This is a genomic window from Mycobacterium sp. IS-3022 (genome assembly GCF_001500065.1).
Classification (GTDB): Bacteria; Actinomycetota; Actinomycetes; order Mycobacteriales; family Mycobacteriaceae; genus Mycobacterium.
Window position 1 is genome coordinate 77,156 of record NZ_LQIN01000023.1, and the last position, 15,502, is coordinate 92,657.

15 protein-coding genes are annotated in these 15,502 nt (G+C 66.1%); 7 read left to right on the top strand and 8 right to left on the bottom strand.

The features are described 5' to 3' along the window. Window positions 1-15: 15 nt before the first annotated feature. Complete coding sequence (locus tag AU188_RS14640) at window positions 16-894, top strand: mycofactocin-coupled SDR family oxidoreductase (protein ID WP_059164422.1); 879 nt, start codon at window positions 16-18, stop codon at window positions 892-894. A gap of 12 nt (window positions 895-906) precedes the next feature. On the opposite strand, the gene AU188_RS14645 is transcribed toward AU188_RS14640, so the two are convergent. Beyond that, entirely contained in the window at window positions 907-1,569 is a 663-nt protein-coding gene (locus AU188_RS14645; protein WP_059164423.1) for a TetR/AcrR family transcriptional regulator, read from the bottom strand. Window positions 1,570-1,761: 192 nt separating this feature from the next. On the opposite strand from AU188_RS14645, the gene AU188_RS14650 reads away from it, so the two are divergent. Beyond that, on the top strand, window positions 1,762-2,547 hold the full coding sequence (locus AU188_RS14650) for a spirocyclase AveC family protein (RefSeq protein ID WP_059164424.1): 786 nt from the start codon (window positions 1,762-1,764) through the stop codon (window positions 2,545-2,547). Between the two features lie 60 nt (window positions 2,548-2,607). Here AU188_RS14650 and AU188_RS14655 read toward each other — a convergent pair whose 3' ends face one another. From AU188_RS14655 to AU188_RS14665, 3 genes are read right to left on the bottom strand one after another with little or no spacing between them, the layout of a single operon-like run. Further along, on the bottom strand, window positions 2,608-3,615 hold the full coding sequence (locus AU188_RS14655; RefSeq protein ID WP_059164425.1) for a hypothetical protein: 1,008 nt from the start codon (window positions 3,613-3,615) through the stop codon (window positions 2,608-2,610). After that, window positions 3,612-4,937, bottom strand: coding sequence for a Dyp-type peroxidase (locus AU188_RS14660; RefSeq protein WP_059164426.1), 1,326 nt, complete (start codon window positions 4,935-4,937; stop codon window positions 3,612-3,614). Before AU188_RS14660 ends, AU188_RS14655 begins: the two co-directional genes overlap by 4 nt. Window positions 4,938-4,953: 16 nt before the next feature. Further along, entirely contained in the window at window positions 4,954-5,508 is a 555-nt protein-coding gene (locus AU188_RS14665; RefSeq protein ID WP_059164427.1) for a hypothetical protein, read from the bottom strand. Between the two features lie 336 nt (window positions 5,509-5,844). Here AU188_RS14665 and AU188_RS14670 point away from each other — a divergent pair, with 336 nt between their 5' ends. The 5 genes from AU188_RS14670 to AU188_RS14690 all read left to right on the top strand — a co-directional run bounded on the left by AU188_RS14670 (window position 5,845) and on the right by AU188_RS14690 (window position 9,387). Then, the gene (locus AU188_RS14670) at window positions 5,845-6,138 is read left to right on the top strand and encodes a hypothetical protein (protein WP_059164428.1); all 294 of its coding nucleotides are present in this window, start codon (window positions 5,845-5,847) and stop codon (window positions 6,136-6,138) included. A 42-nt stretch (window positions 6,139-6,180) separates the two neighbouring features. Next, window positions 6,181-6,525: a heme-binding protein gene (locus tag AU188_RS14675; protein WP_059164429.1), complete on the top strand. Its 345-nt coding sequence runs from the start codon at window positions 6,181-6,183 to the stop codon at window positions 6,523-6,525. A 64-nt stretch (window positions 6,526-6,589) separates the two neighbouring features. Beyond that, window positions 6,590-7,330 carry an HAD-IIA family hydrolase gene (locus AU188_RS14680; RefSeq protein ID WP_502687621.1) on the top strand — a complete coding sequence of 247 codons (741 nt, stop codon included), beginning with the start codon at window positions 6,590-6,592 and terminating at the stop codon, window positions 7,328-7,330. 33 nt (window positions 7,331-7,363) lie between these two features. Next, window positions 7,364-8,584, top strand: a complete 1,221-nt coding sequence (locus tag AU188_RS14685) for a CoA transferase (RefSeq protein ID WP_059164431.1) — start codon at window positions 7,364-7,366, stop codon at window positions 8,582-8,584. Continuing rightward, the gene (locus tag AU188_RS14690) at window positions 8,581-9,387 is read left to right on the top strand and encodes an acyl-CoA thioesterase (protein ID WP_059164432.1); all 807 of its coding nucleotides are present in this window, start codon (window positions 8,581-8,583) and stop codon (window positions 9,385-9,387) included. Before AU188_RS14685 ends, AU188_RS14690 begins: the two co-directional genes overlap by 4 nt. Here AU188_RS14690 and AU188_RS14695 read toward each other — a convergent pair. The 4 genes from AU188_RS14695 to AU188_RS14710 are packed head-to-tail and all read right to left on the bottom strand — an operon-like array spanning window position 9,365 to window position 15,494. Then, entirely contained in the window at window positions 9,365-11,854 is a 2,490-nt protein-coding gene (locus AU188_RS14695) for an AMP-binding protein (protein WP_059164433.1), read from the bottom strand. The genes AU188_RS14690 and AU188_RS14695 overlap by 23 nt on opposite strands. Further along, window positions 11,851-12,900, bottom strand: a complete 1,050-nt coding sequence (locus AU188_RS14700) for an ABC transporter ATP-binding protein (protein WP_059164434.1) — start codon at window positions 12,898-12,900, stop codon at window positions 11,851-11,853. The genes AU188_RS14695 and AU188_RS14700 overlap by 4 nt, the downstream gene beginning before the upstream one ends. Next, window positions 12,897-14,477, bottom strand: a complete 1,581-nt coding sequence (locus AU188_RS14705; RefSeq protein WP_059164435.1) for an ABC transporter permease — start codon at window positions 14,475-14,477, stop codon at window positions 12,897-12,899. The genes AU188_RS14700 and AU188_RS14705 overlap by 4 nt, the downstream gene beginning before the upstream one ends. Beyond that, window positions 14,478-15,494: an iron ABC transporter substrate-binding protein gene (locus AU188_RS14710; protein WP_059164436.1), complete on the bottom strand. Its 1,017-nt coding sequence runs from the start codon at window positions 15,492-15,494 to the stop codon at window positions 14,478-14,480. It lies immediately after the preceding gene. Between the last annotated feature and the right edge of the window lie 8 nt (window positions 15,495-15,502).

Here is a 15,502-nt window from a genome sequence, read left to right on the forward strand (position 1 = left end):
GAAAAGGAGCGCGAAATGGCTGGAAAGCTCGACGGCAAGGTGGCTTTCATCACCGGTGCGGCGCGTGGTCAAGGCCGCGCGCACGCGATCGCGATGGCGAAGGAGGGCGCCGACATCATCGCGGTCGACATCTGCCGCGACATCCCGTCGAATCCGTATCCGCTCGCCACACCCGAGGATCTCGCCGAAACCGAGCGCGCGGTCAAGGAGATCGGACGGCGCATCGTCGCGCGGGTCGCCGACGTCCGTGAGCGCCACGAACTGCGCGATGCCGTCGAGGCGGGCGTCGCCGATCTCGGCAGGATTGACATCGTCGTGGCGAATGCGGGCATTCTGCCGATGGCCATGGGCAATCCCGATCCCATGGGGTTCGTCGACGCGTCCGACGTCGATCTGGTGGGCGTGATGAACACGGTTGCGGTGGCCATCCCGCATCTACCCGACGGTGCATCGATCATCGTGACGGGATCCACGGCGGGAATGATCCGAGGTACCACCACAAGCCCGGACATGGGGCCGGGCGGCGCCGGCTACGGGTGGAGCAAGCGCGTCGTGATCGAGTACGTCGAGGAGATGAGCCTGCACCTGGCGCCGAGGATGATTCGCGTCAACGCGATCCATCCGACGAACTGCAACACACATCTGCTGCAGAACGAAGGCATGTACGGAGTCTTCCGGCCCGACCTCATCGCCGAGGGCAAGAAACCGACACGTGAGGAGGCCGAACCGCTGTTCTCGATCTTCCAGGCGATGCCGATTCCGTACATCGAGCCGGAGGACATGGCGAATCTCGGGGTGTTCCTCGCCAGTGACGACAGCCGTTACATAACCGGCCAGCAGATCCGCGTCGACGCGGGGTCACTCCTGAAGTGGCCCAACGGGCCCGGCGGTTAAGCGGGGCGAAAGCTACGGTCGGTGCAGGAAGCCGTGCAGGATCGCCTGGACGAGTTCGTCGACGATCGCCTCCCGCGCCGGCGGCTTGCTCCCGAAGAACGTCGACCGCAATGCCACCATCCCGACGATCATCGCCACGGTCGAGTGCGCCGGCAGATCCGGTTGACCCGAGTGCAATCCGCGAAGGTGCATACCCTCTGCGCTGATCTGGCCGAGCAAGGCGAGCGCGCGCCTGATGTCGGCGATGCCGGCGCCCTCGATCTCCTCGTCAGTAAGGCCGTCGGATGCGACGAGGGTGAGCAGAAGACCCTTGTGGTCGACGAGAACGTCGTAGAGGCGCCCGACGAACTGCCGCGAAAGTTCCTCTTCGTCGGTCGCCTCGGGATCGACGGCCTGCCACGTCTTGCCGAAGTCGGCGACGAAGTCGGTGAACGGCAGCACGAGCGCTTCGCGGAACAGGCCGGCCTTGGAGCCGAAGTGGCGGAACAGAAGGTACTCGGTCACGCCGGCGGCCTCGGCGATCTCACGGGTCGTCGTGGCCCGGTAGTCCCGGCGAGCGAAAAGTTCGCGGGCGGCGTCGAGCAGGAGCCGGCGCGCCTCGCCGCGGGGCCGGCGTACCGCCGCCGGCGACGCAGCGGACTGGGCCGACTTCTTGGGCGAACCTCGCGGGGGCATCGGTGATCACGATAGCGGTCCTTGACCTCGCCACTGTAATAGTGTGCACTATTACCAGTCGTACGGAAGGAGTGTGGCCGTGGGCCAACTCATCATGCTCGGAACGCTGTTCGGGTTGATCGTCCTGATCTTCGGCTTGGTCTTCTACTTCGATCCCGAAGCTCGCGGCGCCGCGGGTGGCGATCGCGACCGATGAACACCGAGCTGACGCCGCTACTTGCGGCGGCCAACGCATTCGGCTGGCTCAGCGGCATCGGGTTCACCGTCGCCGGAATCTATCTGAGCGTTCGCCGTGGCCGATTGCACCCACTACTGCTGCTGTGCATTTCGGCGATTTCGTTCTCATGGATCGAGGCGCCCTACGACTGGGCGATGTACGCGCAGTTCCCGCCCGCGCTTCCCCGCATGCCGTCCTGGTGGCCGTTGAACATGACCTGGGGCGGGCTGCCGTCGTCGGTCCCACTGGGCTACATCGGCTATTTCTGCATTCCAGCCGTTGTCGGTGCCGCGCTCGGCCGACGGCTGAGCGTCCGATTTCGATGGCGCGCGCCGATCACCCTCCTGATCGTCGGCTTCGCCGTGGGCTTCTGCTGGGCCTTGCTGTTCAATGCCGGCCTCGGTGCCCGGCTCGGCGTCTTCTACTACGCCTACGTGATTCCCGGGCTCGGACTGTTCGAAGGGACTCTGCACCAGTACCCGATCTATGACGCCATCGCGATGGGCATTCAGATGATGGTGTTCACGTACCTGCTCGGCCGCACGGATCCGCAGGGGCGAAATGTGATCGAGATGTTCGCCGACAAGGTGTCGAAGACGCGGGTCCAAGCCGCCGTCGTCTCCATCGCCTCCGTGATCGTCGTCGGAAACCTCCTCTACGGCGCTGTCTTTGCACCACACCTTCTGACCAAACAGCTGGGATATGTGACGTCTGGTCCGGACGTGCAGCTGTTTCCCGGCGTGCCGAACCAACCCAGATAGGCTCGGGCGGCGCATTTTTCGCTCGAAGTCCAACACGTTGCGCGGGCTGGAACCACAGTTCTATCTCATCGTCGCGACGTTGTGCCAGAGATTGCGAAGGCTGTCGGTGCCGCCGAAGAGGGTAGTGAAATGCGTGGAATCAAGGACGACGATGTCGCCGGCGCGGGTGCCCGAGGGCGGCATCCAGATCAGCGCATTGAACTCGGTGTTGCCGCCCGCCGTGAAGGGATGTGGCCGGTTCAGGTCGACCTGCTGGCGGCCCAGCACCCGGAGTCCGTCCCCTTCGGCAGCGGTCAGTTCGTAGTGCGGTAGGTGTGGATGGAAGTTGAAGGTGGTGACGTTGTCGAGCAGCCGGACGGCGTCGAGGTCGCGGAAACCCGTCAACGGCGCGATCTCTCCGGTGCCCTCGACCACCGCGGGACGCAGCCCCCAGGTGTTGTGAACCGGTACGTCGAGGGCCTTCATCAGCGACCGGGTGTACTGGCCGAATCGCTGCTGGCGGGGCACCAGCCGATCGCCGTGATGGGCGTATTCCATCGCTCGCTGGTCGAAGTCGTCGGTGAAGCCGACGTCGTGGTGTGGCGCAAGCAGTAAGCATGTGCCCTCACGCTGCAGCCAACCTTCGATGGCCTGGACCTCCTCCGGGTGGGCGTCCTGCGCGGAAAGAAGGTGATCGAGCCCGAACACCATCAGGGTGTCGGTGTCCGCGAGAATCCGGCCGTCGATCGGCAGTCGGTAGCCGGCCTGGTCGATGCGCTGGAACACCGCGACGGGGTGACCGGTCGCTTCTTCGGCGAGCTCCTGAAAAGCCAACGTGGAGCGGTGGAACAGCTCGAGCGTTCCAGCGATGCCCTGCAGGAAGTGTGCCTTGTCGTATTCGACGCTCTCGTAGTTGGGCCACAGCGCGTTTCGTACTTCGGTCATGGTGGAGAAGCGGTTGTACATCTGCCCCGGGTCCCGCTGCGCTTCCCACGGGTAGCTCCATGTCCAGTAGATGCTGATGCGTCGGCACCCGTCGCGTTCGCGAGGGATGTGCGCTTGGTTGTAGGTGCGTGCCGTGGTGCTCATGATGACTCTCCCAGTCCGGCCAGGTACCTCAGGCCGCCCATGCCGGGTAAGAAGAAGTAGCCGCCACCCCGCAAGGTGGTGAACGCCGGAATCCCTTTGTGCACCTTGCGGATGGGCCGCTTGGGAACCGTGAAGTCGAGCGTGCCGTCCTGGGTCCCGCAGATCGGGTCACGCTCGTTGCCGAGTTCATGGAACGTCTTGTCGTTGATCCAGACGTTCTGTGCGAACTCGAACTGTCGCACCAGGTCCGCACAGATGATGAACGCGGCTATGCCGCGCTCGACGCCGTCGTCAGGCGCACCTTCGGGTAGCGCGGGACCATACGTCGCGCCGCGACGGATCATCCGTCGCCGGTTCATGTAGTGCGCAGTGTCGCGAGGGTTGAGCCGTCTGGCGTGCGAACCCAGTGGGCACGCGTACCCGAACGGGTCCATCTCCTTGTAGTTGAAGTCGTTGTTGCGCATCGGATCGGCGCCCAGTTCGGGGTCGTCCTCATCTGGTGCGAGCACCAGCGGCGCACCACTGCGCCAGCGGCCCATGAACTTGGCGGCGAGCAGTTCCCGGCCGCCCGGGTCGGGGGAGTTCTCCTTGAGGTAGTCCCGGAACAAGGCGACGTGTTCCTCGAGCCGGCGATAGGCCAGGTAGCTACCGTTGCGCGAAAGGGCCTCCGGCGCAGGGAGGTCGACGACCGGCCCGTTCTCATCGGGATATCCGAGGATGAATTCGCCCGGAGCCAAGGGATCTCCGGAGCCCGGCGTTGGGTCTTCGCCCGAGCCCTTGATCACGGGTTGGGACAACCGGTCGCGGAAGCCGAAGTGGTCGTGCGCGTAATTGAATGGCGGGGCTGCGTTCAGATCCAGGTAGGACAGGCTGCGCACACCTTCCGTGCGCGTGAGCAGCGTGTCGTGCTCGTCGATGGAACGCCGACACTGTTCCTCGGTACGGGAGAACAAGATCGCGATCGCGTGAAGGTCCTCGCCGCCGAGCCCACCGAGCCAATGCTCCGGGGCGGCCGCTCCGGTGTCGCCGAGGATATTCGACCGTGCCGCCATGCCCTCTCGGAACGCGTCGGGGAAGGTGGCCAGTGAGTCCTCGGGCACTCCCAGCGCCCGCAAACCCTGCCAGGTGAAGGCCAGCGTCACCCACCGGTCCGAGGAGCCCAGAGTGGCGCGCACGTCGGCGGCGGACTGCACTTTGTCGAGCAGCGCCGTGAGCCAGGCCCGGCCGCCGGACGGCGTGTCGAAGGTGAGAAACTCGTACCGCCCGGTGATGGCTGGTGTCCGGGTCAGCAGGATGTGCTGAATGTCATCGAGTTCGAGCATTGTGCGGGCCCGGAGGCTACTGCATCTGGTCGAGCATGGTCGAGAACGCGGCCTTCAACCGGAGCGCTTTCTTGATCTCGTCCGCGGTGACGTAAGGGTACTCGCCGTATTCGAGGAAGCTCGGAACCTGATGATCGCGAACGAATTTCACGAAGGCGTCGGGGTTTTCCCTCCAGTCCTCCGGGAAACCCTCGAGGTTGGTGAACACCGTCGTGATGCCGGTCTGGCTGAACAGCTGCACTGCATCCTCGGTGTACTTGTCGAAGTCGGTGTCGAAGATTCCCTGGTACTGGAAGTGCAGCCCGGACCCGACGTCGAACAGGAGCCAACGCAGGTAGTGCAGCCGCAGCGGCGCGAGCACGTCGGGGCTGCTCGCGATCGCGTCTTCGATCTGCTTGCCGTAAGCGCGGACGGCCTCTTCGCGGCCCTCCTTGACCTTGGCGATGATCGAGAACCCGTAGCAGGCCGGCGTCCTGGGGTAGACCGGTCCGTAGCGGCCGCGCTCGAGTTGGAAGTATCCCTCTCGGGGTATGGCCATGGCTGCCGGTCGGGTCCAGTTCCCGTTGTTCATTGCCATCGAGTCCCCTTTTGAAACCCGAGCAGGATTTAGCACCGCTCAGGACGGCTGAACCCCTCAGTTTTCTCCCAATCGCGAGAATTCGACGGCCTTTCGCCCGAATCATCCTCGAAATACACCGACCGGCCGTGGCGCAACCTGCAAGATCTCAACGCGCAGTGGTTAGTTGAGCTATCCGCATCGCGAAAACACGCCGCCGCCGAATTTGAAGCGGAACCGCGAATTCGCCACGAATAAACTGGACGGCGAACTACGCTGCGCACATTCCGTAATCCGGCGCGCCACCGGAGAACGCAGGCACGCCACCCGATCACGAGAAGGGAGGCGGCCATGAGACCGACCCACAGCTGCCTGCTGTTGGCGCCTATGGCGGCGTTGGTGCCGATCGGGATCGCAATTGCTCCCGTCGCGTCAGCGGACTGCACGAACGCGGGCGCCGCCACGGTGTGCGCGCAGGGCACTGTGCGCGGCGGAGGCCCCGACGCGCCGCAGGCCGGGCCGGTCTACCCGGGTTACTGCGCTGACCCCTGGTATTGCAACGATGACTGGGGCATCGACATCGTCATCGACCGTCCCGACCGCCCCGACCGTCCCGGCGGCGGCGGTGGGGTCGGACCGCGTTGAGCGTCAAGAATTTTCGTCGATCATCCGAGTGAGGAGTCCCATATGTTGACCCGTAAGGCAATTGGCGCAAGCCTGATCGCCGGCGCGATGTTCTTCGGCACCGCGGCCACCGCCGCCGCCGATCCGCCGAACTGCACGGCCGCCGATCTCGCCGGCGTCATGGCCGGGGTATCGGCGGGGACATCGTCGTATCTGTTCACGCATCCGGACGTCAACGCGTTCTTCACCGGTCTCAAAGGCAAGCCGCGCGAGCAGATGACGGCGGAGATCCAGGCGTACATGGACGCGAACCCGCGAGTCCGCGACGAACTGCGAGTCGTTCGGCAGGCAGCAGCCGATTTCCGCGATCGCTGCAACGTGGCCATGCCCGAGTTGCCGATGCGCTAACGATCGAGCGCCGAACTGACACACTGAGGGTGTGCGCGACACCCCGAAGTGCTGGCTCACCGACATGGACGGTGTGCTCGTCCGTGAGGAGCATGCGCTGCCCGGTGCGGCCGAGTTCCTGCAGCGATTAAGCGACCGTGCTCGGCCCTTTCTGGTACTCACCAACAACTCGATCTTCACACCCCGCGATCTGTCGGCGCGGTTGCGGCGCAGCGGGCTGACCGTGCCCGTGGAGTCGATCTGGACATCGGCGCTGGCGACTTCGGCGTTTCTCAACGATCAACTGCCGGGCGGATCGGCCTACGTCATCGGTGAGGCCGGGCTGACCACGGCCCTGCACGAGGCGGGTTACACGCTGACCGACATCGACCCCGACTTCGTCGTGCTCGGCGAAACGCGCACCTACTCGTTCGAGGCGATCACCAAGGCGGTGCGGTTGATTCTCGCGGGCGCCCGGTTCATAGCGACGAATCCCGATGTGACCGGGCCATCGGCCGAGGGGCCGCTACCGGCCACCGGTTCGGTCGCCGCGATGATCACCAGGGCGACGGGGCGTGAGCCCTACTTCGTCGGCAAGCCGAATCCGATGATGTTCCGCAGCGCGCTCAACCGCATCGAGGCACATTCGGAGAGCACGGTGATGGTGGGCGACCGAATGGACACCGACGTGGTCGCGGGTATCGAGGCCGGCCTGGAGACCATCCTGGTACTGACCGGGTCGACGACCGTCGAGGAGGTGGAACGGTATCCGTTCCGGCCCAGCCGGGTCCTGCCTTCCATCGCCGAAGCCATCGAACTGGTCTGATCGCCGGTCGAGCCGCTGCTTACACTGTGCCCGATGACCCACACACCCGAGGCGATGCGGCCACTGGCCGGCGTGCGCATCGTCGAGATCTCCAGCTTCGTCGCGGTTCCGCTCGCCGGGATGACGCTGGCCCAACTCGGGGCTGAGGTGACACGCGTCGACCCCATCGGCGGCGCCGCCGACTACCGCCGCTGGCCGGTCACCGACGCCGGTGAGAGCATCTACTGGGCAGGGTTGAACAAGGGCAAGCGATCGGTGGCCGCCGACGTCCGCTCCGAAGAGGGCCAGGCCCTGATCCAGCGGCTGATCGCGGGCAGCGGTGTACTGATCACCAATGTGGCTGGGCGCCAGTGGCATTCGTATGACGCGCTGAGCACGCTGCGGCCTGATCTGATACACGTGGAGGTCTCCGGGCGCGCCGACGGGGGCACCGGGGTGGACTATACGGTCAACGCGGGCATCGGTTTTCCGATGGTGACCGGTCCGTCCGAACTCGGTGCGCCCGTCAACCACGTGCTGCCCGCCTGGGATGTCGCGTGCGGAATCTACACGGCGCTGGCCGTCGTGACCGCCCTGCGGCAACGGGATGCCACGGGTCAAGGCCAGCGAATCACTATTCCGCTGGAGAACGTGGCTCTGGCCACGGCGGGCAACCTCGGCTTCCTCACCGAGGTGATGATCAATGGCACCGCGCGTGAGCGCATAGGCAACTCGGTGTACGGCCAGTACGGTCAGGACTTCCTCAGCAGCGACGGCGTCTCGTTCATGATCGTCGCGCTCACCGGCAGGCACTTCCGCGACCTCGCCGAGCTCACCGGGACATCGAAAGCCGTTGCCGCGCTGGCCGAGACACTTGGCGCCGATTTCACCGACGAAGGGCAGCGGTTCGAGCACCGCGAGGCGTTGACCGGGTTGTTCGGCGAGTGGTTCGCCATGCACACCGCCGAGGAGATCACCGCGGCGCTGTCGGCCAGCTCGGTGTTGTGGGAGCGGTACCGCACCTTCGCCGAAGCGGCCACCGAAGAGAAGGTCACTGCCAACCCGTTGTTCACCTTGTTGGATCAACCGCGGATCGGCACCTATCTCGCGCCGGGCCTGCCGATGTCGATCGGCGGACGTTACCCATCCGCGACCGCGTCACCCGCGCTGGGCGACGACACCGCCGGCGTGCTCAACGACTGGCTGGACATGTCCGCCGACGAGGTCGACCGCTTGGTGCGGGCCGGCACCGTGGCGACCGGACGTGCCGAGTGAGCGCCCTGCTCACCCTGCTGAACCTGCGGGTCGGTTCCGAAGCCGACTCCTGGATCGGCCCGGCGAGCGGTCCGCCGGAAAAGCGGGCCTACGGCGGGCAGTTCGTCGCGCAAAGCCTCGCTGCGGCATGCCGCACCGTCGACACGGACCGGTTGCCCACCAACATGCACCTGCAGTTCCTGCGTGGGGGTGAGGCCGGCGACGCCGTCGAGTACCGCGTCGCAAGGGTTTTCGACGGCCGCACCTCGTCGGCCCGCAGAATCGAATCCCATCAGCAGGGCCGGCTGTTGACGACGGCCACCGTGTCGTTCGCGCTGCCCGCCCGCGGACCGGAACACGGTCGCCGGGCCGCGGCGCCGCACGATCCCGATTCGCTGCCCAAGACCGGGCCCGCCGGTCCGGCGCCGTCGATGCCGCTCGAGGAACTCGACATCAGAATCGCCGACGACACGTCGACCGGCGAGTTCGTCCGCCGGTTGTGGTGGCGCGCGACCGTGCCGCTTCCCGACGACCCGTTGACGCACACCCTGGTCGCGGTGTACGTCTGTGACGTCTACATGATCGACCCCGCATTGCAGATCCATGGCCACTCGATGCAGGCGCGGACACACCGTAGCGGCACAACGGATTCCTCGATCTGGTTTCACCGGCCGGTGTTCGCCGATCAGTGGAACCTGCTCGAATCGACCTCGCCCGCGGCGGGGCGAGGACGAGGCGTGGTGACCGCCAGCCTGAGCCGAGCAGACGGCGTCGTCGCCGCCACCCTGGCGCAGGAAGGCCTCATTGCCGAGCGGGAACCATGACCGAACGGGGCGAACCGCTGCGTACCCGGCGTCGCAGCATCGCCAGCAGGTGTGTCAGCAGGATCCCCACGGCGAGTGATGCGGCCATTCCGATCGCGGGGTGGCCCTCGAAGAGTGCGTACACCTGATAGTGCACCAGGTAGGTGTAGAGCGACGCTTCGGCGAGGACGCCGGCCGCGACGGTCAACACGGCTGGACAGCGAATCGTCGGCAGCCAAATCATCAGCGCGAGACCGCCGAACACCAGCAGCGCGCGCGTCGTGCTGTCGAAATAGCCCTGCAGCGCGACCGCCGACACCACCGTCAGCAGCGCACGCGCAGCGGTCGTGGTGGCTTTCGAAGCCGCCCACCCGATCGCGAAGAACCAGAACGCGAGCACGGTGAACCATGCCTCACGGCCCATGTCGAGCCCGAGCACGTCGTAGCGCAACGCCAAGCCGAGGGCCAGGAACACCACCGCGACGGCGAAAGGCCGTTGTCGCTCAACGCGATCCATCGCCGGAATCCAGAACAGCAGCGCCAGCGCGACCAGCGTCCACACCAGCACCTCGACGAACCACAGCCGGCCCGCGGTCATGCTGTCGTGCGGACCCAGGATCTTGTTGGCCAACAGCAGGTTGGTCCAGGCGTAGTCGTCGGTCATCACCAGCGCGAGAACGACCCACAGCATCGACGGCACCGCGATCCAGCCGATGGTGTTGCGCAGATGGCGAACCCGGTCCGTGCGAGGCAACGATGTCAGGCAGAATCGGCCGAAGTTGTATCCCGCGATACCGAGCAGCAGGTGAGCGCCGCCCCACAGCTCGAACAGTCCGGCGTGCGAGCCGACGATCAGCACGATCGCGGCGGCGCGCAACGCAACGCTGGTTTCCAGCGTCGCGGTCCACAACCGACGCCGACCCCTTTGCGGCTTCGCGACAGACTCGAGTTCCCGTATCGGCCGCTGTTGCCACTGCGCGGGCAGCTGACCGAGCGCGCGCTCCAACCGCACCGACATCGCGACGTAGGTCAGCGAGTTGCCACCCAGGTCGACAAAGCTGGCACCCGGGTCGACGTCGGCCGAGTCCAATTGCAGGACGTCGGCGAACAGTTCGCGTAGGTTCGCCGGGGGCCGTACGTCAAGCTCGTGCGCGGTGTCGCGCACCGCGGAATAGTCCGGCTTGCCCGACGGCAGCAGCGGCAGTTCGTCGACGGAGACAGCGCGCACCGCCGAGGCCGGCACACCGGCAGCCTCGGCTGCGATGCGCTGGACGTCATGTCCGGCGACCGCGCCCGTCGCCGCGACGACCAGTCGGTCGTCGCCGTTGGTGCAGAACGCGGTGATTCCGCTGGCGCTCAGCGCGGACTCGACCCGCTGCAGATCGATGCGCAGGCCGTACATCTTGACGAAGCGGCTGGTGCGCCCGACGATCTCGTACAGCCCATCGGGGGTCTGACGGGCCAGGTCGCCGGTGCGCAGGGACTCCACGGTCTTGCCGAGCGCGAGGTCGGCCGGGCCGTGGGCGTAGCCCATCATGACGTTGGGCCCGCGGAACACCAGTTCCCCGACCGCTTCGTCGGACCCATTCTCGAGAGGTTCGACGGTGAACGATCCGCCGGGTATCGGGTTACCGATCGCCGCGGGGTGTGACAGCGCGAGCTCCGGTGGGAGGTAGGCCATCCGCGCGGTGGCTTCGGTCGCCCCGTACATGACGAACAGCTGCCAGCCGCCGTCGCGCGCCCGTTCGGCGAATCGACGGATACGCTCGGGCGGCATCCGCCCGCCGGCCTGCGTGACGTAGCGCAGATCGGGCAGGTCCATTGTCTCGAACGAGATCCGTTCGAGCAGTTCGAATGTGTAGGGCACGCCGGCGAAAGAGGTTCCGCGGTGTCGGCGGAACAACCGCCAGAACCGCTCGTCGGTGACCGAGTGGTCGGTGAGGATGAGGCCGGCGCCAGAAATCAAATGACTGTTGATGACCGACAATCCGTAGCAGTACGACATCGGCAATGTCGTTGCGGCGACGTCTGACTCGCCGATGCCGAGGTAGCCGGAGATGGCGAGCGCATTGGAGATCAGGTTGGTGCGCGAAAGCCTGACCAGCTTGGGCGAGCCGGTGCTGCCCGACGTCGACATCAGCATGGCCAGGTCGTCGTGCAATCGGTGTGTGCCCTCTGCGCGGCGGTGGTGGACGACACCGTTGGTGACGACCGAGTCGAAGGCGTATGTCTGCAGTACGGTTTCGTGGTCGCGTCCGGCGGGCGCGGGCAGCACGACATGGCGATGAGCCAGCGCGCCGAGATACTGCACGAGTGTGAAAGCGTCGTTGCGGGCCTCGAGCAGTATCAACCGTCGGCGGTCGCCGAAATTCGCCGCAGCCGCCTGCACCCGGTCGGCCAGTTCGGCATAGGTCAACGTCTGCGAATCGGTGTAGACAGCGACGGTTTCGCCGTACCTTCGCAAGTGGTCGATGAGAGGTTCGGTCATAGGGCGACTCCGCTACCGATGACCTCGATGTGCACCTTCGCATCGACAGGGGGCGGATCCAGACTGTGCTGACGCACGATGAACGGGTCCGTGTTCCCGGCGGGCGCGACAGTCAGCAGCACGTCGTGGCCGAGGAACTCGACGGCCAGGACGGTACCGACTCCTTGGAGCCGTTCAGTGTCCGAAACCACCGTTGCGACAAGTTGTTCGGGTCGTAACAGCAGGGTCGCCGGACCGGCCGTCCGGGATTCGCTGCCGTGCACGGGAATGCGCCCGAGCGCACAATCGGCGACGCCGTCACTGACGGTGCAGGGCAGTGAGATGCAGTCGCCGAGAAAGGCGGCGGTGAAATGGTCGGTGGGCTCGCGGTACACCTGCCGTGGGGGACCCACCTGGGTGAACCGCCCGTCACGCATCACCGCGACCTGGTCGGCGATGGACAGCGCCTCCTCCTGGTCGTGGGTGACCAGCAGCGTGGTGACGCCGGCGTCGCTGAGCAGGCCCGCGACGGCCTTTCGGGTGGACGCGCGTAAACCGGTGTCGAGCGCGGTGAACGGTTCGTCGAGCAACATCACCAGCGGTTTGCGGGCCAGCGCCCGGGCCAGGGCGACGCGCTGCTGCTGACCCCCCGACAGCTGATCGGGTCGGCGCGCGGCGTAGGAGGGGTCGAGGGAAACCGTTTCGAGCAGTTCGGCTACCCGGTTGCGAACGTCGGGGCGGCGTAGCGAGCCGGTCAGGCCGTATGCGATGTTCTGGCCGACCGTCAGGTGAGGGAACAGCGCGCCGTCCTGGGCGACATAGCCGACCGCACGGCGGTGCGGCGCCACTGCGGCCGCGGGGCCGGCCACCTGCCGCCCGGCGATGGTCACCTTGCCGGCGTCGGGGCTTTCGAAGCCGGCGATCAACCGCAGCAGCGTGGTCTTGCCACAGCCGGAGGCTCCGACGACCGCGGTGACGGTGCCCTCGTGCAGATCCAGGTCGATGTGGTCCAGCACGGTGTGGCCGTGAAACGACTTGGCCAGTCCGCGGGTTTGAAGGATGCTCACAGCGCCGCCGCCTTCGTCGACTGGCGGTACAGCAGCAGCGTGATCGGTATCGCGAGAACCACCAACGCGAGCGCGTACGGCGAGGCCGCGGCGTAGTCCAGTTCACTGGAGAACGACCAGAACAACATCGACAAGGTGCGGGTGCCGGTCGGCGCAAGCAGCAGCGTCGCAGTCAATTCCGTTGCCACGGCGACGAATACCAGCGACGCGCCGGCCGCCGCCGCGGGCGCCGTCAAGCGCAGTGTCACCCGAAAGAACGTCGTGGTCGGTGATCTGCCCAGTGACCGGGACGCCTCCTCGAGGCTCATGGGTACCTGAGCGAGACCGGCACGGACGTTGACCAGCGCGCGGGGCATGAACAGCAGGACATAGGCGAACACGATCAGCGCCACGCTCTGATAGAGCGGACGGGCGAAGTGGATGGTCACGGTCACCAGCGCGAGCGCGGTGACGATGCCCGGCAGAGAACTGGTGACGTAGTTGGCACCCTCGACGGCGCGCGCGAGAAAACCGCTGGAGCGCACCGCCACCCATGCGATTGGGAACGCGAGGATGGTCGTCAGGACCGCGGCAGCGGACGCCAACCCGATGGTCTGCCCGAGTGCGGTCACGATGTCGTCGACGATCCACACCTCGGCACCGCCGAGCCACAACCAGCGCAGGATGGTCCACACTGGAACGCCGATGGCAAGCACAGTCACCGCCAGCAACACTGCGAGCGCTGGAATTCTACTGTGGCGCAGATGGATCGGTGTCGCCGCGCGTGGTGCGCCAGACCCGATCCGGGCGAGACGGGCGCCGCCTCGGGCCGCGGCCTCGGCGGTGAGCAACGCCAGACAGAGCAAGACGAGGACCCCGGCGAGCATGCTGCCTGCCGCGCCGTCGAAGGTGGCCTGGAACTGCTGGAAAATCGCGACCGTGAACGTGTCGAAGCGCACCATCGCGAACGCGCCGAACTCCGCGAGCAGGTGCACACCGACCAGTAGCGCACCACCCAGGATCGCCAACCGTAACTGCGGCAGTACGACTCGCAAGAACACCCCGACCGAGTTGGACCCCAAGGCCCGCGCCGTCTCCTCGAGGGCCGGGTCGAGCCTGCGCAACGTCGCCGCGGCCGGCAGGTACATGAACGGGAAGTAGGACAACGTGGTGACGAGCACTCCGGCCCACAACCCGTGCAGCGACGGTATGACTGAAACCCAGGCGTAGCTGTTGACGAACGCCGGAATGGCAAGCGGTGCAACGAACAACGGTCGCCACAACGCCCTGCCGGGTACATCTGTGCGCTCTACCAGCCAGGCGACCCCGACGCCGATTACCACGCACAGCGGAACGGTGATGCAGACCAGGGCGACCGTGTTGACGAGCAGTTCGCCGACGTGCGGGCGCACGATCAGCTCGTAGGCCCGTGTCCACCCGACCGAAACTGCAGCCCATGCCACGTACCCCAGCGGAATGAAGGTCGCCGCGACCAGAACGGCGACGGTGACCGAAACAAGGGGACCGGGGCGGGCCGCCTTGTCGGACCGCGAGACCGGAGCCGCGGGAGGTGGAACGGGCGGGGCGGCGGCGACCACCTACAGCAAGCCAGCCTTCGTCATCAGGTCGGTCACCTTCTGCGCATCCAGCTTCGACGGATCGACATCGGGTGCCTGCAATGTGTTCAACGGCGGTAGAGCGGGGTTCGCCGGCACGCCGCTGCCCACGGGGTATTCGAACGAGGTGCCCTTTTCGAGCACCTCCTGGCCCGCTTTGCCGGTGACGAACCGGATGAACTGCTGGGCCTGGTCCATCTTGTCGCTCGAGGCCAGTACCCCGCCGCCGGACAGGCTAACGAACGCGCCGGGATCTTCGTTCTTGAAGTAGTGCAGCGCGGTGTTGCCGCTCATCTCTTTGGTTTTGGCCTGATCGCGGAACCAGTAGTAGTGGTAGATCACACCGCCGTCGACCTCGCCGGCGTTGACCGCCTTGAGCGTGGCGATGTTGTCGTTGTACAGCTTGGCGTTGGATTTCATCGACGCCAGCCACTGCGCCGTCGCGGGTTCGCCCTTCAACTGAAGCAGCGCCGAGACGATCGCCTGGAAGTCCGCCTTGGTGGGCGGTGCGCCCCAACGGTCCTTCCATTCGGGCCGCTGCAGGTCCAGCAGCGACTTCGGCAGTTGATCGGGTTGCAACCTGTCGGTGTTGTAGACGAACGCGGTGCTGCGCGCGGCCACCCCGGTCCATTTGCCGGTCGGCGGACGATACTGCGGCGGAACCTGATTGAGGGTCTCGGGCTCGAGGTCGGCGAACAATCCGGCACGCTCGACGGCCGCCATCGCCGGGGAGTTCTCGGTCAAGAACACGTCGGCCGGCGAGGCTTTCCCTTCGACCACAAGCTGATTGCCGAGTTCGGTGTCACCGCCCTGCCGATAGGTGACCTCGATCCCGGTTTCCTCGGTGAACGCGTCGATCCATTCCTTGGTCAACGACTCGTGCTGGGCGTTGTAGACCAGCAGTTCGTCGCTGTCGCCTGAATCCGAGCACGAGGTGGCGGCGGCCGCCACGGCGAGGGCCGACAAGACGGCGGCGATCCGCCTCCACTGTGGTCGCATTCAGGGGA